We start from the raw sequence: 18,948 nt of genomic DNA, 5'->3' as shown, positions 1-18,948 counted from the left end.
TCCGATCCATCATTTTAGGCCCGATTCGTGTCGCGCACGTTTTGGCGCGTCGGGCGCGCGCCGCGGCGGGCGGCGAGCCGCGTCACGCGGGGCGTCGCGCGTTCAGAATCACCTGCGTGACGACGCCCGCGACGAGCCCCCAGAACGCTGGGCCGATCGACAGCAGCGTGAGGCCCGATGCGGTCACCATGAACGTGACGAGCGCCGCTTCGCGTTGTTTCACGTCCTGCATCGCGTTCGCGAGCCCGCTCATGATCGAGCCGAACAGCGCGAGCGCGGCGACCGACACGACGAGCGCCTTCGGCAGCGCGGCGAACAGCGCGGCGATCGTCGCGCCGAAGATGCCGGCGACCAGGTAGAACGTGCCGCACCACACGGCGGCCGTGTAGCGCTTCGCGCGATCCTCGTGCGCTTCGGGGCCCGTGCAGATCGCGGCCGTGATCGCCGCGAGGTTCACGCCGTGCGAGCCGAACGGCGCGAGCAGCAGCGACGCGAGGCCGGTCGTCGCGATCAGCGGCGAAGAAGGCGTCTGATAGCCGTCCGCGCGCAGCACCGCGATGCCCGGCACGTTCTGCGACGCCATCGCGACGACGAACAGCGGAATGCCGATGCTGACGATCGACGCGATCGAGAATGCGGGCATCGTGAGCACGGGCTGCGCGAGCGCGATGTGGAAGCGGCTGAAGTCGAGCAGCCCGAGGCCGCCGGCCGCCGCCGTGCCGACGATCAGCGTCGTCGGAATCGCGTAGCGCGGCGCGAGCCGCTTCACGATCAGGTAGGTGAAGAACATCGCGAGCACGAGCGCGGTCTGGAACTGCGCGGCGCGGAAGATCTCGATGCCGATCTCGAACAGGATGCCCGCGAGCAGCGCGGCCGCGATGCCGGCCGGAATGCGCTTCATCAGCGTGTCGAACAGCCCGCTCACGCCGACGGCCGTCAGCAGCAGCGCGCACACGACGAACGCGCCGATCGCCTCCGGGTAGGGCACGCCGGGCAGCGACGCGACCAGCAGCGCGGCGCCGGGCGTCGACCATGCGACGACGACGGGCGCGCGAAAGCGCAGCGACAGGCCGATGGTCGTCAGCGCCATGCCGATCGACAGCGCCCAGATCCACGACGAGATCTGCGCATCGGTGAGGTGGGCGGCGCGGCCGGCCTGGAACATCAGCACGAGCGAACTCGTGTAGCCGGTCATCATCGCGACGAAGCCGGCGACGAGCGTGGACACGGACGTATCGGCAAAAAAGCGGCGGCCGCCGGCGCGGCTCGCGCTCGCGGTGGGCGAAGGGTTCATGCTCTCTCCGGGGCGGCCGCTCGGATGCGGCCTGGGTATCTGCGGGTGGGTGTCGTTACTTGCTGAGTGCGCGCATCGCGGTTTCGAGGCCCGCGAGCGTGAGCGGATACATGCGCTGGCCGAGCACGTCGCGAATGATCGCGACCGATTGCCGGTATTCCCATAGCCGCTCGGGCTCGGGGTTCAGCCATGCATGGTGGGGGAACTGGTCGGCGAGGCGGCGCAGCCACACGGCGCCGGCTTCCGGGTTGTTGTATTCGACCGAGCCGCCGGGCTGCAGCACTTCGTACGGGCTCATCGTCGCGTCGCCGACGAAGATCAGCTTGTAGTCGGGCGTGAACTTGTGCAGCACGTCCCACGTCGCGGTGCGCTCGGAGTGGCGGCGCCGGTTGTTCTTCCACAGGTGGTCGTACACGCAGTTGTGGAAGTAGAAGAATTCGAGGTGCTTGAATTCGGCCTTCGCGGCCGAGAACAGCTCTTCCGTGCGCTTGATGTGGTCGTCCATCGAGCCGCCGACGTCGAGCAGCATCAGCACCTTCACGTTGTTGTGGCGCTCGGGCACCATCCGCAGGTCGAGCCAGCCGGCGTTCGCGGCCGTGCTGCGGATCGTGCCGGGCAGGTCGAGCTCCTCGGCCGCGCCCTCGCGCGCGAAGCGGCGCAGCCGCCGCAGCGCGACCTTGATGTTGCGCGTGCCGATCTCGACCGAATCGTCGTAGTCGCGGTACGCGCGCGCTTCCCACACCTTCACCGCGGTGCGGTTGCCGTTCGACGGGCCGCCGATGCGCACGCCTTCCGGGTTGTAGCCGCCGTGCCCGAACGGCGACGTGCCGCCGGTGCCGATCCACTTGTTGCCGCCTTCGTGGCGTTCCTTCTGCTCGTCGAGCAGCGCCTTCAAACGCTCCATCAGCTTGTCGAGGCCGCCCATCGCTTCGATCTGCGCCTTCTCCTCGGGCGACAGCTCGCGCTCGAGGCGCTTCTCGAGCCAGTCGAGCGGGATGTCGAACGCCTCGGACGGCAGCGCGGACACGCCGTGGAAATACCCGCCGAACGCCTGGTCGAACTTGTCGAAGTACTGCTCGTCCTTGACGAGCGTCATCCGCGCGAGGAAGTAGAACGCGTCGATCGACGGCGAGATCAGCCCGGCCTTCAGCGATTCGAGCAGCGTCAGGTATTCCTTCACCGAGACGGGCAGCTTGGCTGCGCGCAGCGCGTAGAAGAAATTGAGCAGCATGGCCGGGCCTTCGCGGGTGGGTTACCGGTTGTGCCGGTTCATGTAGACGAGCCGTTCGAGCAGGCTCAGATCCTGCTCGTTCTTCAGCAGCGCGCCGGCGAGCGGCGGCACGATCTGCTTCGCGTCGGCACTGCGCAGCGCGTCGGCCGGGATGTTCTCGGCGAGCAGCAGCTTCAGCCAGTCGAGCAGCTCGGACGTCGACGGCTTCTTCTTCAGCCCCGACACGCCGCGCAATTCGAAGAAGCTCTCGAGCGCCGCGCGCAGCAGTTCCTCGCGGATGTTCGGGAAATGCACCGCGACGATCTTCTGCATCGTCGACGGATCGGGAAACTGGATGTAATGGAAGAAGCAGCGGCGCAGGAACGCGTCGGGCAGCTCCTTCTCGTTGTTCGACGTGATGATGACGAGCGGACGGTGCTTCGCGCGAATGGTCTCGCGCGTCTCGTACACGTGGAACTCCATCCGGTCGAGCTCGCGCAGCAGGTCGTTCGGGAATTCGATGTCGGCCTTGTCGATCTCGTCGATCAGCAGCACGCTCGGCTGCTCGGCGTCGAACGCCTGCCACAGCACGCCCTTGACGATGTAGTTCGCGATGTCCTTCACGCGCGCGTCGCCGAGCTGCGAATCGCGCAGCCGCGACACGGCGTCGTATTCGTACAGGCCCTGCTGCGCCTTGGTGGTCGACTTGATGTGCCACTGCAGCAGCGGCATGCCGAGCGCGGCGGCCACTTCCTCGGCGAGCATGGTCTTGCCGGTGCCGGGCTCGCCCTTGATCAGCAGCGGGCGCTGCAGCGTCAGCGCGGCATTGACCGCGAGCGTCAGATCGTCGGTGGCGACGTACTGCGAGGACCCTTCGAAACGCATGGCGGCGCTCTTCTTCAACGGGAAAAAAACCCAGTATAAGTCAGAAGGGCTGTCCGGGCGGGCCGCGCCCGCGTATCGTTGCGGGGCTGTGGCAGGGCCCGCCGGGGCGCCGTATGGACGCATTCCCCGCCGACGCGGTACAATCTGGCCGTTTTTTTTGGCCTGCGTGGCGACCGACAAGCAAAACGGCGCGGGCCGTTGCCGCTTCGGCGCCAGTTTCCCCTCAAGCTAGGTTACAAGAGCTATGAACAAATTCGTCGGCAAACACGTCGTTGTCGCAGCGCTCGTGGCGCTCGCGGGCAGCGCGCAGGCGGCCGGTGTGGTCGGCAACCCGAAGGACGGGGCGAGCAAGGCCGCCATGTGCATCGGTTGCCACGGCATCCAGGACTACCGCGCGGCGTACCCGGAGGTCTACCGGGTGCCTGTCCTCGGCGGCCAGAACCAGCAATACCTCGAGAACGCGCTGAAGGCCTACCGCAAGAAGGATCGTCACTTCCCGTCGATGAATGCGATCGCCGGCTCGCTGACCGACCAGGACATCGCGGATCTGTCGGCGTACTACGCCGCCCAGAAGGCCGACACGAAGGACAACCCCTACAAGTAAAGCGCGCGCCGCCGATCTCTCCGGCGGGACAGGAGCATTCATGAACAACGCATTCAAGACGGCGGCGGTGGCACTGGCGGCCGGCCTCGCGATCGGTACCGCGCACGCAGCGGACATCTCGAAGGGCAAGGAACTGGTCGAGTCGCACAACTGCGCGGCCTGCCACGGCGCGCAGCTGAACAAGCCGATCAACGCGGAGTACCCGCGCCTCGCCGGCCAGCACGCCGACTATCTCGTGTGGGCGATGCGCCAGTACCAGATGGGGCTGACGAACCCGCTGATCGGCCGCAACAACGCGATCATGCAGGCGCAGGTCCAGAACCTGTCGGTCAGCGACATGAAGGACATCGCGTCCTACATCGAGTCGCTGAAGGAAACCGACCTCGTGTTCAAGAAGTAAGCGCGACGGGCCTCAGCGGCTCGCGCAGCAGGAATGCCCCGCCTCGGCGGGGTATTTTTTTGTCCGCGGCCCGGCGCAGGTCGATGTGCCGGCCCCGGGGCACTACTCAGTCGCGCGACGCGCGGCGCAGGATGCGCTGCAGGTACGCGTCGGTATCGGGCGGCGTGTTCGTGCGCTGCGCTTCCCAGATCGTCTCGCCGAGGCATTCCATGATCGCGTGCTGCGCGTCGTGGGTCGAGTCGAGCTTCGCGGCCAGCTTGTCGTGCGCGGCGCGGATCCCGGGCGGCTGGTCGATCGACAGCTGCTCGCTGATCGCGAGGTGCATCGACAGGTGCAGGAACGGGTTCGTCCGGCCTTCCTCGGGCGTGTAGTTGCGCGCGGCCGCGCCGTCGGCGTCGGCCAGTTCGTCGTGGTATTCGGGATGCTCGACGATCCAGTCGGCCGCGATCGCTTCCAGCGGCGTCAGGATCTCGCCTGCGCGCTGCTTGCGCCAGGTCTCGGTGAAAAAGCGACGCACGTCGTCGCGGCTTGGATTGAACATGGTGGGGAAACGTCGTGATTCGGGCGGCGTCATGCCGCGTTGCGCATTGTACGCCGGCGCGGCCGACGGCGCTGGCGGTGGCCACCAGGGCGGCTGGAGGCGGGCGGCGGGGCGGGTGTTACGGCCGCCCGTCGCGCAACGGGTAAGCGCGGGCTAGGCTCGCCGCCGCCGCGCCGCTACACTCCGACGATTCCCGTCACGGCGCGTTGCTCGCCCGCTTTCATCTTTCATCATGACCGCCATCGTCCGCTCCTCGTCCGCCGCGCTGCAGGGCGCGCTCTACGTCGCGTTGTCCGCCGCCGCATTCGGTGCGATGGCGATTTTCGGCCGCTATGCGTATGCGGCCGGCGTCGACGTGCTCGGGCTGTTGATCGTGCGCTTCGCGATCGGCGGCGCGGTGCTCGCGGCGATCGCGCGGCACCGCCGCGTCGCCTGGCCGCGCGGGCGGGCGCTCGCGCCGCTGGTGGCGATGGGCGCGCTCGGCTACGTCGGCCAGTCGTTCTGCTATTTCAGCGCGCTGCAGCACGCGCAGGCGAGCCTCGTCGCGCTGCTGCTGTACCTGTATCCGGCGTTCGTCACGCTGCTGGCCGCGTGGTGGCTCGGCGAGCGCCTCACGCGTGCCAAGGCCGTCGCGCTGGTGCTGTGCGTCGCGGGCTCGGCGCTGATGGTCGGCGGCGGGCACGGCGAGCCGCTCGGAATCGCGCTCGCGCTGGCCGCCGCGGTGATTTACTCGCTGTACATCGTCGGCGGCACGAAGGCGACGCGCGGCGTCGATCCGCTCGCGACCACCGCGATCATCTGCTTGTCGGCCACCGCGACGCTCGTCGCGATCGCCGTCATGCGAACGGCGGCGTTCGGCGCGCCGCCGCGCTGGCCCGCGACGGCCGGCGGCTGGGCGTCGATGCTCGCGATCGCGCTCGTGTCGACGGTCGCGGCCATGCTCGCGTTCTTTTCCGGGCTCGAGCGGCTCGGGGCCGCACGCACGTCGATGCTGTCGACGCTCGAACCGGTCGTGACGGTCGCGCTCGCGGCGCTGCTGTTCGGGGAAGCGTTGTCGCCGCTGCAGTGGGCGGGCGGCGTCGCGATCCTGGCGGCCGTGCTGGCGCTCGTGCGCGCGGGCGGCGCGGCCGCCGACGACGCGACGGCGACGTCGAATGCATGACGGGGAAGAGGAAGCCGCCGGCGCGCAACGGCGCCGGCCGGTATCGCGCGCGGCCCGAGCGGCCGGTGCGATGCGTGGATACGTCAGTCGCGGCTGACGCGCGTCACTCGTTGGGCGGCGGCGTCTTCGGCCGGAACTCGCACAGCGGCTCGATCGCGCAGTGCCAGCATTCGGGCCGGCGGGCCTTGCAGACGTAGCGCCCGTGCAGGATCAGCCAGTGATGCGCGTCCTGCAGGAATTCCTTCGGCGTGAACTTCTCGAGCGCGGTCTCGACGGCCCGCACGTCCTTGCCCGGCGCGAGCCCGGTGCGATTCGCGACGCGGAAGATATGCGTGTCGACCGCGATCGTCGGCTGGCCGAACGCGGTGTTCAGCACGACGTTCGCGGTCTTGCGGCCGACGCCCGGCAAGCCTTCGAGCGCTTCGCGATCGGCCGGCACTTCGCCGTCGTAGCGCTCGAGCAGGATCCGGCACGTCGCGACCACGTTCTTCGCCTTGGTGCGATAGAGGCCGATCGTCTTGATGTACTCGGTGACGCCTTCCTCGCCGAGCGCGACGATTTGTCGCGGGGTGTTCGCGACCGGGAACATTTTCCGCATCGCTTTGTTGACCGACACGTCGGTCGCCTGCGCGGACAGCATTACGGCAATCAGCAGCTCGAACGGCGTCGAGTATTCGAGCTCGGTGGTCGGATGCGGATTGAGGCTCTGCAGCGTTTCGTAGATCGCGCGTCGTTTGTTGGCGTTCATGGAGCGTTCTGGTCGGGCGGCACGGCCGGGTCGTCCGGATCGCCGCTGCCTGCGTCGTTGTCGGGGTCGTTGCTGCCCGAGGCCGCGTCGGCATCGCGCTGCGCCTGCTGTTCGGCGAGCCGCTTGCGGCGCGCCTCGGCCGCGTCGATCTGCGCCTGGACGGCCGCGCTCACGCCCTCGGTGTTCTTCGGCCCGGCGCCTTGCCCGGACAGCTCTTCCTTCTTCTTGCGCGCGCGTTCGAGCGCGGCGGCGATGATCGCGCGTTTCTTCGCTTCGGCGTCGTCGGCCGGTGCGGCGGCCGGCGTGCCCGCCGAGCCGGGCCGCGCGGCCGATGCCTCCGCGGCCGGCTTCGCGGCGCTGGCCGCGCGGCGGGCGGCGGCGCGCGCTTCGGCGGCCTCGCGCTCGCGGCGCTGGCGCGCGAGCCGCAGGTCGTGGCGTTCGCGCGCGGCGTCGGCCTGTTCCTGCGACCACGCGTCCCAGCCCGTGCGATCGCCGGTCACCGGCAGCATCGCGATGCAGTCGACCGGGCACGGCGGCACGCACAGGTCGCAGCCCGTGCACAGCGACGCGACGATCGTGTGCATCTGCTTCGGCGCGCCGACGATCGCGTCGACCGGGCACGCCTGCATGCACAGCGTGCAGCCGATGCACAGGTTTTCGTCGATGAACGCGAGCGCGCGCGGATGCTCGGTGCCGTTGACGGGGTTCAGCGGAATCACCGGCTTGCCGAGCAGGCTCGCGAGGCGCGCGATGCCTTCGGCGCCGCCGGGCGGGCACTGGTTGTAGTTCGCGTTGCCGGCGGCGATTGCCTCGGCGTACGGACGGCAGCCGTTATAGCCGCACTTCGTGCATTGCGTCTGGGGAAGCAGATCTTCGATGCGATCCGCGAGTGTTTTGGAATCGGTCACGGTGACGACAGGCTGACAACAGGCGCAGCGGCGCCGAATGGCTCTCGACCGCGTCGGGCGCGGCCGGAAAGGTTTGCCAAAGCTCGATTATCGCCGATTTCCCGCATTGCGCCGGACGCCGTCTATGCGCATAATCGAACCGCTTTTTTGCAGGGGCTCAGCAGGAGGGCGGCCGCCCGCGGCGCGCCCGTTCCAGGGCGGCCGGCGCCGAGGCGGTGGGGTGTCGGTCCGAATCAAGCGGCTCACATAGCAAAGCGCCACCATGAATCAGCCAAAAATCAAAAGAGATCCTGAAGGCACGCGCCGCCGCATCCTGATGGCGGCAGCCGAAGAGTTCGCGAATGGCGGGCTGTTCGGCGCGCGCGTCGATCAGATCGCGCGCCGGGCCGAAACGAACGAGCGCATGCTCTATTACTACTTCGGCAGCAAGGAGCAGCTCTTCACGGCGGTGCTCGAACACGCGTTCTCCGCGCTGACGGAGGCCGAGCGCGTGCTGGATCTCGACGGCGTCGCGCCGGTCGAAGCCGTCACGCGGCTCGCGCATTTCGTGTGGGACTACTACCGCGACCATCCGGAGCTGCTCCGGCTCATCAACAACGAGAACCTGCACGAAGCGCGCTATCTGCACAAGTCGACGCGGATTCGCGAGATGATGTCGCCGATCGTCGCGAAGCTCGGCAACGTGCTGATGCGCGGCCAGAGGGCGGGGCTGTTCCGCGGCGACGTCGATCCGCTGCGCTTCTACGTGACGCTGTCGGGGCTCGGCTACTACATCGTGTCGAACCGCTTCACGCTCGCCGCGACGCTCGGCCGCGACTTCACCGACACCGACGAGCGCGCGGAGATGGTCCGAATGAACACCGAGGTGCTGCTCGCCTATCTGCTGCGGCGCTGACGCGACGAACGCAGGAGCCGACGAGCCGCCCCATCGCGGCCGCGGCCGAATAAAAAAACGCCGCCGTTGCGCGAAGCAACGGCGGCGTTTTTGCGTCGGGATGCGGCGCGTCAGGCGGCCTTGCGGGCCCGCACGGTTTTGGCGCGCGGGCTGCCTGCCGCGCGTTTCGCCGCGGGCGCGGCCTTCGCGGCGGGCGTCCTGGCGGGCGCGACCGTCACGGCCGGCGCCTTCACGCGCGTGCGTTTCGCGGCGGTGACGCGCACCGCCGTTTCCGGCTCCGGCTTGGCGGCCGGCACGACGCCGATCGCGGTCGCATCCTGCGCATCGACGGGCAACTTCGTCGCGCCGTTCTTCGGCTCCGGCGCATGCTCGCGGATGAAGTCGCGCAGTTGCGGATAGATGATCGTGCGCCAGCGGCGGCCCGAGAAGATCCCGTAGTGGCCGCACTTCTCGGCGGTCAGGCTGCGGCGGTCGTCCTGCGGGATGCCCGTGCACAGCTCGTGCGCGACGTGCGTCTGGCCGCTGCCCGAGATGTCGTCGAGTTCGCCCTCGATCGTCATCAGCGCGGTGTGCTTGATGTCCTGCGGACGCACGCGCTCGCCCTCGACGTCCCACGTGCCTTCCGCGAGCCGGAATTCCTGGAATACGACGCGGATCGTCTCGAGGTAATACTCGGCGGCCATGTCGAGCACCGCGTTGTATTCGTCGTAGAAGCGGCGGTGCGCTTCGGCGTCGTCCTCGTCGCCGCGCAGCAGGCTCTGGTAGAAGTCCCAGTGCGATTGCGCGTGGCGCTCCGGGTTCATCGCGACGAAGCCCGTGTGCTGCAGGAAGCCCGGATACACCTGGCGGCCTTCGCCCGGATAGTTCGCGGGCACCGTGTGGATCACGTTGTTCTCGAACCACGCGGTCGAGTGTTGCGTGGCCAACGAGTTCACCGACGTCGGGCTGCGGCGCGCGTCGATCGGGCCGCCCATCATCGTCATCGTGAGCGGCGTGTCCTCGCCGCGGCTCGCCATCAGCGAAATCGCCGCGAGCACCGGCACCGTCGGCTGACATACCGAGATCACGTGGAGGTTGCGCGCGCCGATGTGACGGATGAATTCCTGGATGTACGCGATGTAGTCGTGCAGGTGGAACGGGCCGACTTCGACCGGCACCATCCGCGCATCGATCCAGTCGGTGATGTAGACCTTGTGATCCTGCAGCAGCGTGCGCACCGTGTCGCGCAGCAGCGTCGAGTGGTGGCCCGACAGCGGCGCGCAGACCAGCACGACCGGTTCGTCCTTCAGTTGCGTGACGGCGTCGGCATCGTCCGAATAGCGCTTGAAGCGCAGCAGCCGGCAGAACGGCTTCTCGATGATCGTCTGCTCGACGATCGGGATGTTGTGGCCGTCCTTGACGATCTGATGAAGGTTGAATTCCGGCTTTTCGTAATCCTTGCCGAGCCGATACATCAGCTCATAGGCGGCCGCCATCCGCGGCGCGCCGGGCATCAGCGAGAACGGGCTGGACGGATTCGCGAACGACTTCGACGCGGCCTGGGCCCAGGCCGTGAGCGGGCTCAGCATCGCCCGCTGGAATTCGTGCAGTTGGTAAAGCATGCAGGCTACTCCCGCGTGGGGGGACGGTGCGCAAGGGCGGCGTGAGGCGTCGCGGCGTGCCGTGTGGGTCAGCGGCCGGCCATGTTGCATTGCAGCCGGACAATCTCGTCGATCATATCGGACAACGATCGTTTGTGCAATGCAACATTTCCCGGTTTTTTCATCAAATTTTTGCGATTTGACGATCTATGAACAAGGGCCCGCGCCGCCGCTCAGCGGCCGGTGGCCACGGCCGGCGCGGGCTGGCCGGCCGCGCGCGCCATCGCGTCTTCATGGTGCATCAGGTTCATCGCGGTATGCACGAGCGCCACGTGCGAGAACGCCTGCGGGAAGTTGCCGACGAGCCGCCCGGCCACCGGGTCGTATTCCTCCGCGAGCAAGCCCAGGTCGTTGGACAGCGCGAGCAGCCGGCTGAAGAGCCGATGCGCGTCGTCGATCCGGCCGAGCAGCGCGTAGCTGTCGACCAGCCAGAAGCTGCACGCGAGAAACGTGCCTTCGCCCGGCGGCAGGCCGTCGTCGTATTCGGTCGTGCGGTAGCGCATCACGAGCCCGTCGTGCAGCAATTCCCGTTCGATCGCGTCGACTGTGCCGACGATGCGCGGGTCTTCCGGCGGCAGGAAGCCGAGCTGCGGCAGCAGCAGCACGCTCGCATCGAGCTCGTCGCTGCCGTAGCTCTGTGCGAACGCCTGCTTGCCTTCGTGCCACGCGTTCGCGCAGACGTCCGCGTGAATCCGCTCGCGCAGCGCGCGCCAGCGGTCGAGCGAGCCGGGCAGCCGGAACATTTCCGCCGACTTGATCGCGCGGTCGAACGCGACCCACGCCATCACCTTCGAGAACGTGAAATGGCGGCGGCCGCCGCGCGTTTCCCAGATCCCTTCGTCGGGTTCCTGCCAGATCTTCTCGAGGTGGTCGAGCAGCGCGCACTGCACCGACCAGACCGTGTCGTCGGCCTGCAGGCCGCCCACGCGCGCGAGATGCAGCGCGGCCATCACCTCGCCGAACACGTCGAGCTGGAGCTGGTTCGCGGCGCCGTTGCCGACGCGCACCGGCAGCGAATCCTGGTAGCCGGGCAGCCAGTCGAGTTCCATTTCCGGCAGCCGGCGCTCGCCGGCGATCCCGTACATGATCTGGATCTGCTCGGGCGAGCCGGCCATCACGCGGCCGAGCCACGTGCGCCACGCGCGCGCCTCGTCGTAGTAGCCGCCGCGCATCAGCGCGAGCAGCGTGATCGTCGCGTCGCGCAGCCAGCAGTAGCGGTAGTCCCAGTTGCGGTTGCCGCCGATCTTCTCGGGCAGCGAGGTGGTCGGCGCGGCGACGATGCCGCCGGTCGGCTCGTACGCGAGCGCCTTCAGCGTGATCAGCGAGCGGCGCACGGCGGCCGCGTAGCGGCCCTGCACCTGGCAGCGGCCCGACCATTCGAGCCAGTAGTTCTCGGTGCGCGCGAGCATCGACAGCGGGTCGCGCGCCGGCGGCAGCCGCATGTGCGACGCCGCGTAGCCGAGCGAGAACGGCACGCGCTCGTCGGCGCTCACCGTGAATTCCGCGAGCGTATGGAGGTTCTTGCCGGTGAGCGGCACCGGCGTGCGCAGCACGACGGTATCGGGGCCCGCGATGGCCTTCATGCCGTCCTCGCGGGTCAGTTGCGTGACCCACGGAATCGAGAAGCCGTAGTCGAAGCGCAACACGAGCTCCATGCGCATCTTCATCGTGCCGTGGCGGCCGACGACGATCCGCACCAGTTCGGACCAGCCGTTGCCGGGCGGCATGAAGTCGATCACGGTGACGGCGCCGTCGGCGCTTTCGTAATCGGTTTCGAGAATCAGTGTGTCGCCGCGATAGCGGCGTGTCGTGTGCGTGATCGCGGCGTCGGCGGCCGGAGCAAGCAGCCAGCGGCCGTGCTCGGGCGTGCCGAGCAGCGCCGCGAAGCAGGCGCCCGAATCGAAGCGGGGCCAGCACAGCCAGTCGACGGAGCCGTCTTTTGCGATCAGCGCGGCCGTGTGGCCGTCGCCGACGAGGGCGTAGTCTTCGATCAGGGCGGGCATGGGCAGGCGATCCTTGGGTATTCGAGTTCACAATGCGGACGTCGGCGGCCCGGACTTCACGCCCGGGCGCCGCGCCCCGTATACTCGGCCGGGCGGCGGAGCGCATGAACGGCCGGCGTTTCGTCCTATCTCAACACTTGAAGCGACTCGATGCAAGGAGGATTCAATGGCCAACCGTTTACGGGAGCGTGACGCACGCGCTTCGACACGAGGGTTGCCGCTTAGGTTCGCTCACTGGATGAAAGGTTTCGCGATCGTGCTTTCCCTGTCCGCGACCCACGCATTCGCGCAGCAATCGTCCGCCCCGGCCGACGGCGTCTACAACCTGCTCGTCGGCACCTATACGGGTGGCGGCAGCGACGGGATCTACGTTTATCGCTTCGATACCAAAACCGGCAGCGTCGCGCCGGTATCGTCGGCGAAGACCGTGAATCCGTCGTATCTGTTGCCGAGCCGCGACGGTCGCACCGTCTACGCGGTCAACGAACTCCCCGGCGACGACGGGCCCGCGACGCAGCGCGGCGGCGTCAGCGCGTTCCGCTTCGACGCGAAGACAGGCGCGCTGAGCTTCATCGAGCGTGTATCGTCGGAAGGGAACGACCCTTGCTATCTCGCGCTGTCGCCGGACGGCAAGTACCTCGTGACCGCCAACTACTCGGTCGCGGCCGACCCGGGCGGCAGCTTCGCGGTATTTCCGCTGCGCGACGACGGCGCGGCCGGCCAGGCCGTGCTGGCGGTCCACCACGAAGGCACCGGGCCCGTGAAGGGCCGCCAGGACGGCGCGCACGTGCATTCGACGGTGTTTTCGCCGGACGGCCGCTACCTGTTCGTGCAGGATCTCGGCGCGGACAAGATCTACGGCTACCGCTACACGGTGGACGGCAGCCGCGGGCTGATCAGCCCGACCGACACGCGCTACACGCCGGTGAAGGCAGGCTCCGGCCCGCGTCACATGGTGTTCGGCGCGGACGGCCGCTTCGCGTATGTGACGAGCGAGCTCAACGCGTCGGTCGAGGTGTTCGGCTATCGCGACGGCAAGCTGACGCCGGTCGAGACGGTGCCGATGACGGCGCCGGGCTTCAAGGGCAAGGTCGGCGGCGGCGCGATCCACCTGTCGCCGGACGGCCGCTTCCTGTACGCGAGCAACCGCGGCGACGCGAACGACCTGGTGATCTACGCGGTGAACCAGGCCGACGGCCGGTTGAAGCGCGTCGGCCGCCAGTCGAGCCTCGGCAAGACGCCGCGCGAATTCCTGATCGACCCGACCGGCAAGTGGCTGATCGTCGGCAACCAGGACAGCGACACGTTCTACGTATTCAGTCGCGATGTCGAAACGGGGCAGCTCGGCGCGAATCCGCAGAAGGTCGCGGTCGGCAAGCCGGTCGACTTCAAGCTGGTGCCGGTCGCGCAGTAAATCGCGGCCGATTCCCGGTCGATGCGAGAAGGGCGCTGCCGAGGCAGCGCCCTTCGTATTTGCGGCAGCCGCTTGCGCGGCGCGCCCGTATCGATGCCGGCGGCCGTGCTGCCGGCTTGCTCAGTCGGCCGCGGCCGGCACGAGCACCTCGCGGCTGCCGTTGATGCCCATCGCCGACACGAGGCCCGCGGCTTCCATCTGCTCGACGAGCCGCGCCGCGCGGTTGTAGCCGATGCGCAACTGACGCTGCACCGACGAGATCGACGCGCGCCGCGTGCGCACGACGAACGCGACGGCTTCGTCGTACAGCGGATCGGCTTCCGCATCCGGCGCATCGCCGAACAGGTCCTGCGTCGCGCCGTCGGCGGCCGGGCCGTCGAGAATCCCTTCCTCGTACTGCGGCTCGCCGAACTGCTTCAGGTACTCGACGATCCGGTGCACTTCCTCGTCGGCGACGAACGCGCCGTGCACGCGCTGAGGATAACCGGTGCCCGGCGGCAGGAACAGCATGTCGCCCATCCCGAGCAGCGACTCGGCGCCCATCTGGTCGAGGATCGTGCGCGAGTCGATCTTCGACGACACCTGGAACGCGACGCGCGTCGGGATGTTCGCCTTGATGAGGCCCGTGATCACGTCGACGGACGGCCGTTGCGTCGCGAGGATCAGGTGGATGCCGGCCGCGCGCGCCTTCTGCGCGAGGCGGGCGATCAGCTCCTCGATCTTCTTGCCGGCGACCATCATCAGGTCGGCCAGCTCGTCGATCACGACGACGATCAGCGGCAGCGTCGACAGCGGCTCCGGATCCTCGGGCGTCAGCGAGAACGGGTTGCCGATCTTCTTTTCCTTCGCCTCTGCGTCGCGGATCTTCTGGTTGAAGCCCGCGAGGTTGCGCACGCCGACGGCCGACATCAGCCGGTAGCGCTTCTCCATTTCGCCGACGCACCAGTTCAGCGCGTTCGCCGCGAGCTTCATGTCGGTGACGACCGGCGCGAGCAGGTGCGGGATGCCTTCGTAGACCGACAGCTCCAGCATCTTCGGGTCGATCATGATGAGCCGCACGTCTTCCGGCGTCGCCTTGTACAGCAGCGACAGGATCATCGCGTTGATCGCGACCGACTTGCCCGAACCCGTCGTGCCCGCCACGAGCATGTGCGGCGCCTTTGCGAGATCGGTGACGACCGGGTGGCCGGTGATGTCCTTGCCCATCGCGATCGTCAGTTGCGACGGCGAATGCTGGTACTGCCGCGATTCGAGGATCTCCGACAGGCGGATCATCTGGCGCTTCGCGTTCGGCAGTTCGAGACCCATGCAGGTCTTGCCGGGGATCGTCTCGACGACGCGGATCGACGTGAGGCCGAGGCCGCGCGACAGGTCCTTCATCAGCCCGACGATCTGGCTGCCGCGCACGCCGAGCGCGGGCTCGATCTCGAAGCGCGTGATCACGGGGCCGGCCGATGCGCCGACCACCGTCACCGGCACCTTGAATTCCTGCAGCCGCTGTTCGATTACTTGCGCGGTTTGCGCGAGGTGTTCCTCGGTGATCGTTTCGACGTCGTCGGACGCGGGCTCGAGCAGGTCGAGCGTCGGCAGTTCGACGTTGAACGACGCGGGCGCGTGGAATTCGAACGCGTTCGGGCGCGGCGGGCGGGCGGGGGGCGCGGCCGGGGCCGGTTCGGTCGTCTCGATTGCGTCGGTGGCCGGTGCGCCGATGGGCGGGATCGCGACGGGCGGCGGCGCGGAAATGACGGTTGCCGGCGTGGGCGGGAGGTTCGCGCCGGGGACGGTTGCCGCGGGCGGTGTGGCGGTCACGTCATGCGACACGGACCAGCTCGCCGACGAGGCGGCAGGCGCGGGCTGTGTCGTGAGCGTCGGGGTCGCGACTGCGGCAGGGACAGTCGCGATCGACGGCGCCTGCGTCGCGGTGGCCGCACCGATGGACGTCGGCGATCCGCCTGCAGCGGCGCCTGCGACTTGGTAAGCCGGCGTCGCGGCGGCCGTGGTCGTCGGCGCGATCGCGCTGAAGGACGGTGACGCCGGTGCGGACGCGGCTGGCGACGCGGGCAGGCCGATTGCCGGCTGCGGCGCGACCGCGCTCGATGAGCCGGATGGAGCGAAGGTCGTCGTGCCGGTCAACGTGGTCGACGTGGTTGCCGTGTCGGTGGAAAACGTCGATGCCGGCGCGGAAGACGGCGCAGCGATGGGTGCGGACGTGAAAGTCGCCGGTGTCGCGGTGGCGGGCGCAGGTGTTGCAGGCGCTTGCGCAGTCGAACCGAACGTCGAACCCGACGCGCCGGTCGTCGACGGCGTCGCGGCGGGCGCATCGGTCGATCCGGGCGTCGAAGCGGGGGGAAGCGAACCGTAAGTCATGCCCGTGACACCGGCAGGCGATGCCGACGCGGCGGAAGTAACGGGCGGTGCCGATGCGGCCGGTTGCGACGGCAAAGCGGACGCCGTGCCGGTCGCGCCGACCGGCGAAACGGCGGCGGCGACGGGCGCGATGCTCGATGCGGGGGCAGTCGAGTCAGGCGCCGTGCTGACCTGCGGCGATGCGGCGACAGCCGCAGCCGTCGATGCTGCGGCAAACGGCTGGACCGCCGGCGCTTTCGGCAATTCCGCGGCGACGGTTGTCTGCGTCGCGGCAGGCTGCATCGTCGACGCAGTCCAATATGTAGCGGCCGTCGCGCGTTGAGTGACGGCCGACAACGGTGCCGCGGGGTCCGCCTCGACCGGCTTGGCAGCTTCCGGTGCAGCGCGATCGATTGCAGGCGCCGGTTGTGCGTCGTCGTTGTCGTCGATATCGACGGACGCGGTCGGCTCGCTGATGCCGAGAGCGCGAACGGCTGCAGCACCTGCTGGCGTGAAGGCTGAATGGGTGGACTCCGATCCCGCGCTGTGCGCCGGCGACTCGGCGATCGGGCTTTCGGTCGACACGTCGAGCGCAGAAGCTGCCGGGCTGACGACGTCTTCCCACGGCGCGAGGTCGATGGGCGCGTCGATCGACGGCGCGGTGGCCGCTTGGTCGACGTGACGGATCTCGTCGTCGGCACGATGCGAGAACGCGGCATCGTCGATGCCGGGATTCCACCGTGCGTTCGATTCAGCGTCATCGAATGCAGGAGTGGACGAATCGCCGACCGGAGCCTGCGCGATACCGGATTCCGCCGGCATGAAGGCGTCGAGCACGATCGGTGCGCCGTCGTCGTAAGCGGGTGAGGTCGCGGATTCGGCCGGAACATGGGCGTCCTGGGCTGCGACGCCGTGCGCCGCGGAGACGAACGCGTTCGACGCGGCGGCCGATGCCGATGCCGCGACGCTGCCCGCTGCCGCGGTTACGCCGGCCACGGCAGCGGCTGGGGCCGCCGCGTGCGTCGCATCGCCCGACTGCGCGCCGCCCAGCGTCGCCCATTGCGCGGTGCTGGCCTCGATCGAGCGCAGCGTGTCGTGAACGCTCGGCGCCGGCGTAATCGGCGCGGCCGGCTTCTCGTTCCACGCATAGAGCGGCGCGCGCGCCGGCGCGGGGGGCGCCGAGCGGCGTCGGGCCGCGTCCGGCGACAGGCCGGCTGCCGTCGTGCCCGCGACCGGGAGCACCGGCGGACGCTGCGTTTGCGGCTGCGTACCGGCCGGTCGTGGCGTGACCGTGGCGCGCGGCGCCGTCTGCGTCAGCGCGGCGGTGGCCGGCCGCGCGGCGGTCGGACGCGGCCGGACGGGTTCGAATCCGGCCGGCAGCGGCGCCGGCGCGGGGCGCGGCATTTGCGCGTTCGCCGCGGCGCGCGCGAGGCTGGCGGTGCTGCCGGTGGTCGGCGGCGGCATCGCGCTGGCCGGGATCGGCGCGGCCGGCGCAGGCGTGCGCTGCGGCGCCGTCGGCTTCAGCCAGCCCGACGGCGCGACGGGCTCGGCAAAGGGACGCGGTGGCGTCTTGCTGCGCGGCTTCGGTCGCGCCTGCGGATCGGGTTTCCACACCGTCGGGCGCGAATACCGGCCGTTCTGGCGCGGCGCCATCGAGTTGACGGTGTGGGCGGTGGTCGGCTGTACGACGTCGTCGTCGCGATGCAGCGCGCTGCGCGGCAGGTCGGCGATCCCGCGCGCGTCGTCGTCGCCGCCGTCGCGCGACAGCTTGACGCCGAACGACGTGTCGACCCACGCGGCGAACTGCCGCCAGCCGATGCCGGTCAGCCAGGGCAAGCCGGCGAAGAACAGCACGACCATCGCGACCGGCGTGCCGATCGGGCCGAGCACGTGGGCGAAGCCGGCCGAGCACGCATGGCCGAGCGCGTTCGTGTCGGGGCCCGACAGCGGGCTCGTCAGCGTGACGCTTGAGACGAATACCGCGGCGAAGCCGAGCCACAGGCGGATCGAGCCGCGGCCGGCGAGCCCGGCGCCGCCGGGCAGCATCGCCTGCACGAGACGCCAGAAGAGAAGGAGGAACCAGACGGCGGAGATGCCGAACCAGCCGAAGACAACCGTGTGCATGCTTTGAAACAGGAGTGGGGAGGGGCGCGCGGGGCGCGACCCGCCGAGTTTAACCGGCCGGCGAACAAGACTCTAACGCGGCGTGATTCCGATTCACGCCGCGCGACGCACGTGGATCGCACATGCGCGTCGCGCGCCACGCGAAGGCGGTCGGTCGGCCTTCGCGCGCGCCGTGCATCAGGGGCTCCGGTGCGTGAACGTCAGTGTTGCGCCGGCCTGCGTCACGATCTGCAATTGCTGGGGCGCGCGCATCTGTACGCCGGTCTTCTCGATGTGGGCGAGCGCGTCGAGGTACGCGGATTCGAGCTGGCCGCCGAGCGTGTTCGGGCAGGCCATCCGCGTGCCGGCGAGCGGGCCGAAGCTCAGCAGGCCGTTCTTGATCGCGTAGGTGCCCATGTAGCGGTTGCAGCCCGAGAACCCGCTCGCGCGCCGGATGCCCGAGTCGGTCGACAGCGCGAGCCTGATCGGCTCGCCGTTGTCGCCGTGCGGGATCGCGCGTGGCGTGCCGTCGGCGTTCACCCAGCTGGTGAGTTCCCAGCTCGTGTCGTCGAGCAACTGGACGGCGGCCGGGTTGTACGGGTCGGGCGCGGGGGCGGCGGAATCGGGATGGGTCGGCATCGCGCAGGCGGCGAGAAGCGTGGCAAGCGTCAACGCGCAGAGCGGCGCGCGCAACGGGCGAAGCAGGCCGGTGCGTGCGCGTGCGGCGGCAGACAGGTGGGACATGAGCCTCGTTCCTCTTCGGATTCTGATCAAGGCGTAAGAGTAACGCACCCG

At 69.0% G+C, this 18,948-nt stretch carries 14 protein-coding genes and 1 pseudogene; 5 read left to right on the top strand and 10 right to left on the bottom strand.

From position 1 onward, the window contains the following. Positions 1-82: 82 nt before the first annotated feature. The 3 genes from GJG85_RS12405 to GJG85_RS12395 are packed head-to-tail and all read right to left on the bottom strand — an operon-like array spanning position 83 to position 3,389. On the bottom strand, positions 83-1,294 hold the full coding sequence (locus tag GJG85_RS12405; RefSeq protein ID WP_050018109.1) for a benzoate/H(+) symporter BenE family transporter: 1,212 nt from the start codon (positions 1,292-1,294) through the stop codon (positions 83-85). A gap of 55 nt (positions 1,295-1,349) precedes the next feature. After that, entirely contained in the window at positions 1,350-2,525 is a 1,176-nt protein-coding gene (locus GJG85_RS12400; protein WP_089488707.1) for a VWA domain-containing protein, read from the bottom strand. 21 nt (positions 2,526-2,546) lie between these two features. Beyond that, the gene (locus tag GJG85_RS12395) at positions 2,547-3,389 is read right to left on the bottom strand and encodes a MoxR family ATPase (protein ID WP_204383343.1); all 843 of its coding nucleotides are present in this window, start codon (positions 3,387-3,389) and stop codon (positions 2,547-2,549) included. Between the two features lie 244 nt (positions 3,390-3,633). Here GJG85_RS12395 and GJG85_RS12390 point away from each other — a divergent pair, with 244 nt between their 5' ends. Together GJG85_RS12390 and GJG85_RS12385 are read left to right on the top strand one after the other, a co-directional pair. Next, positions 3,634-3,993, top strand: a complete 360-nt coding sequence (locus GJG85_RS12390; RefSeq protein ID WP_006478192.1) for a cytochrome c — start codon at positions 3,634-3,636, stop codon at positions 3,991-3,993. 40 nt (positions 3,994-4,033) lie between these two features. Continuing rightward, on the top strand, positions 4,034-4,393 hold the full coding sequence (locus GJG85_RS12385; RefSeq protein WP_006478193.1) for a cytochrome c: 360 nt from the start codon (positions 4,034-4,036) through the stop codon (positions 4,391-4,393). A gap of 106 nt (positions 4,394-4,499) precedes the next feature. Here GJG85_RS12385 and GJG85_RS12380 read toward each other — a convergent pair whose 3' ends face one another. Continuing rightward, complete coding sequence (locus tag GJG85_RS12380; RefSeq protein ID WP_006490655.1) at positions 4,500-4,934, bottom strand: DUF1841 family protein; 435 nt, start codon at positions 4,932-4,934, stop codon at positions 4,500-4,502. A gap of 232 nt (positions 4,935-5,166) precedes the next feature. Between GJG85_RS12380 and GJG85_RS12375 the strand changes: the two genes are divergently transcribed. Then, entirely contained in the window at positions 5,167-6,096 is a 930-nt protein-coding gene (locus tag GJG85_RS12375; RefSeq protein ID WP_050018106.1) for a DMT family transporter, read from the top strand. Positions 6,097-6,199: 103 nt separating this feature from the next. Here the strand turns inward: GJG85_RS12375 and nth are convergent, their stop codons facing one another. Together nth and rsxB are read right to left on the bottom strand one after the other, a co-directional pair. Then, positions 6,200-6,844, bottom strand: a complete 645-nt coding sequence (nth, locus tag GJG85_RS12370; protein ID WP_050018105.1) for an endonuclease III — start codon at positions 6,842-6,844, stop codon at positions 6,200-6,202. Beyond that, a pseudogene (rsxB, locus tag GJG85_RS12365) lies at positions 6,841-7,859 on the bottom strand (electron transport complex subunit RsxB). The gene nth and the pseudogene rsxB overlap by 4 nt, the downstream one beginning before the upstream one ends. A 155-nt stretch (positions 7,860-8,014) precedes the next feature. On the opposite strand from rsxB, the gene GJG85_RS12360 reads away from it, so the two are divergent. Beyond that, positions 8,015-8,647 (top strand): TetR family transcriptional regulator, encoded by a 633-nt coding sequence (locus tag GJG85_RS12360; protein WP_050016340.1) that lies wholly within the window; start codon positions 8,015-8,017, stop codon positions 8,645-8,647. A gap of 110 nt (positions 8,648-8,757) precedes the next feature. Here GJG85_RS12360 and phaZ read toward each other — a convergent pair whose 3' ends face one another. Together phaZ and GJG85_RS12350 are read right to left on the bottom strand one after the other, a co-directional pair. Next, complete coding sequence (gene phaZ, locus GJG85_RS12355; RefSeq protein WP_050016341.1) at positions 8,758-10,248, bottom strand: polyhydroxyalkanoate depolymerase; 1,491 nt, start codon at positions 10,246-10,248, stop codon at positions 8,758-8,760. A gap of 212 nt (positions 10,249-10,460) precedes the next feature. Beyond that, the gene (locus GJG85_RS12350; protein ID WP_050016342.1) at positions 10,461-12,290 is read right to left on the bottom strand and encodes a glycoside hydrolase family 15 protein; all 1,830 of its coding nucleotides are present in this window, start codon (positions 12,288-12,290) and stop codon (positions 10,461-10,463) included. A 166-nt stretch (positions 12,291-12,456) separates the two neighbouring features. Between GJG85_RS12350 and GJG85_RS12345 the strand changes: the two genes are divergently transcribed. Then, on the top strand, positions 12,457-13,704 hold the full coding sequence (locus GJG85_RS12345) for a lactonase family protein (protein ID WP_124631388.1): 1,248 nt from the start codon (positions 12,457-12,459) through the stop codon (positions 13,702-13,704). Between the two features lie 120 nt (positions 13,705-13,824). Here GJG85_RS12345 and GJG85_RS12340 read toward each other — a convergent pair whose 3' ends face one another. Together GJG85_RS12340 and GJG85_RS12335 are read right to left on the bottom strand one after the other, a co-directional pair. Further along, on the bottom strand, positions 13,825-18,174 hold the full coding sequence (locus tag GJG85_RS12340) for a DNA translocase FtsK (RefSeq protein WP_275564757.1): 4,350 nt from the start codon (positions 18,172-18,174) through the stop codon (positions 13,825-13,827). 177 nt (positions 18,175-18,351) lie between these two features. Continuing rightward, positions 18,352-18,897 carry an META domain-containing protein gene (locus GJG85_RS12335; protein ID WP_050016347.1) on the bottom strand — a complete coding sequence of 182 codons (546 nt, stop codon included), beginning with the start codon at positions 18,895-18,897 and terminating at the stop codon, positions 18,352-18,354. Positions 18,898-18,948: the final 51 nt, after the last annotated feature.

It is taken from the genome of Burkholderia sp. MS389, from assembly GCF_016899425.1.
Classification (GTDB): domain Bacteria; phylum Pseudomonadota; class Gammaproteobacteria; order Burkholderiales; family Burkholderiaceae; genus Burkholderia; species Burkholderia sola.
This window is presented reverse-complemented; position numbering and strand designations above follow the sequence as displayed.

What these genes read in the sequence shown, in the direction of transcription:
- GJG85_RS12335 (WP_050016347.1), bottom strand. Translation starts at nt 18,897, where the DNA reads ATGTCCCACCTGTCTGCCGCCGCACGCGCACGCACCGGCCTGCTTCGC.
- phaZ (WP_050016341.1), bottom strand. Translation starts at nt 10,248, where the DNA reads ATGCTTTACCAACTGCACGAATTCCAGCGGGCGATGCTGAGCCCGCTC.
- GJG85_RS12405 (WP_050018109.1), bottom strand. Translation starts at nt 1,294, where the DNA reads ATGAACCCTTCGCCCACCGCGAGCGCGAGCCGCGCCGGCGGCCGCCGC.
- GJG85_RS12385 (WP_006478193.1), top strand. Translation starts at nt 4,034, where the DNA reads ATGAACAACGCATTCAAGACGGCGGCGGTGGCACTGGCGGCCGGCCTC.
- GJG85_RS12395 (WP_204383343.1), bottom strand. Translation starts at nt 3,389, where the DNA reads ATGCGTTTCGAAGGGTCCTCGCAGTACGTCGCCACCGACGATCTGACG.
- GJG85_RS12350 (WP_050016342.1), bottom strand. Translation starts at nt 12,290, where the DNA reads ATGCCCGCCCTGATCGAAGACTACGCCCTCGTCGGCGACGGCCACACG.
- GJG85_RS12340 (WP_275564757.1), bottom strand. Translation starts at nt 18,174, where the DNA reads ATGCACACGGTTGTCTTCGGCTGGTTCGGCATCTCCGCCGTCTGGTTC.
- nth (WP_050018105.1), bottom strand. Translation starts at nt 6,844, where the DNA reads ATGAACGCCAACAAACGACGCGCGATCTACGAAACGCTGCAGAGCCTC.
- GJG85_RS12345 (WP_124631388.1), top strand. Translation starts at nt 12,457, where the DNA reads ATGGCCAACCGTTTACGGGAGCGTGACGCACGCGCTTCGACACGAGGG.
- GJG85_RS12380 (WP_006490655.1), bottom strand. Translation starts at nt 4,934, where the DNA reads ATGTTCAATCCAAGCCGCGACGACGTGCGTCGCTTTTTCACCGAGACC.
- GJG85_RS12375 (WP_050018106.1), top strand. Translation starts at nt 5,167, where the DNA reads ATGACCGCCATCGTCCGCTCCTCGTCCGCCGCGCTGCAGGGCGCGCTC.
- GJG85_RS12400 (WP_089488707.1), bottom strand. Translation starts at nt 2,525, where the DNA reads ATGCTGCTCAATTTCTTCTACGCGCTGCGCGCAGCCAAGCTGCCCGTC.
- GJG85_RS12390 (WP_006478192.1), top strand. Translation starts at nt 3,634, where the DNA reads ATGAACAAATTCGTCGGCAAACACGTCGTTGTCGCAGCGCTCGTGGCG.
- GJG85_RS12360 (WP_050016340.1), top strand. Translation starts at nt 8,015, where the DNA reads ATGAATCAGCCAAAAATCAAAAGAGATCCTGAAGGCACGCGCCGCCGC.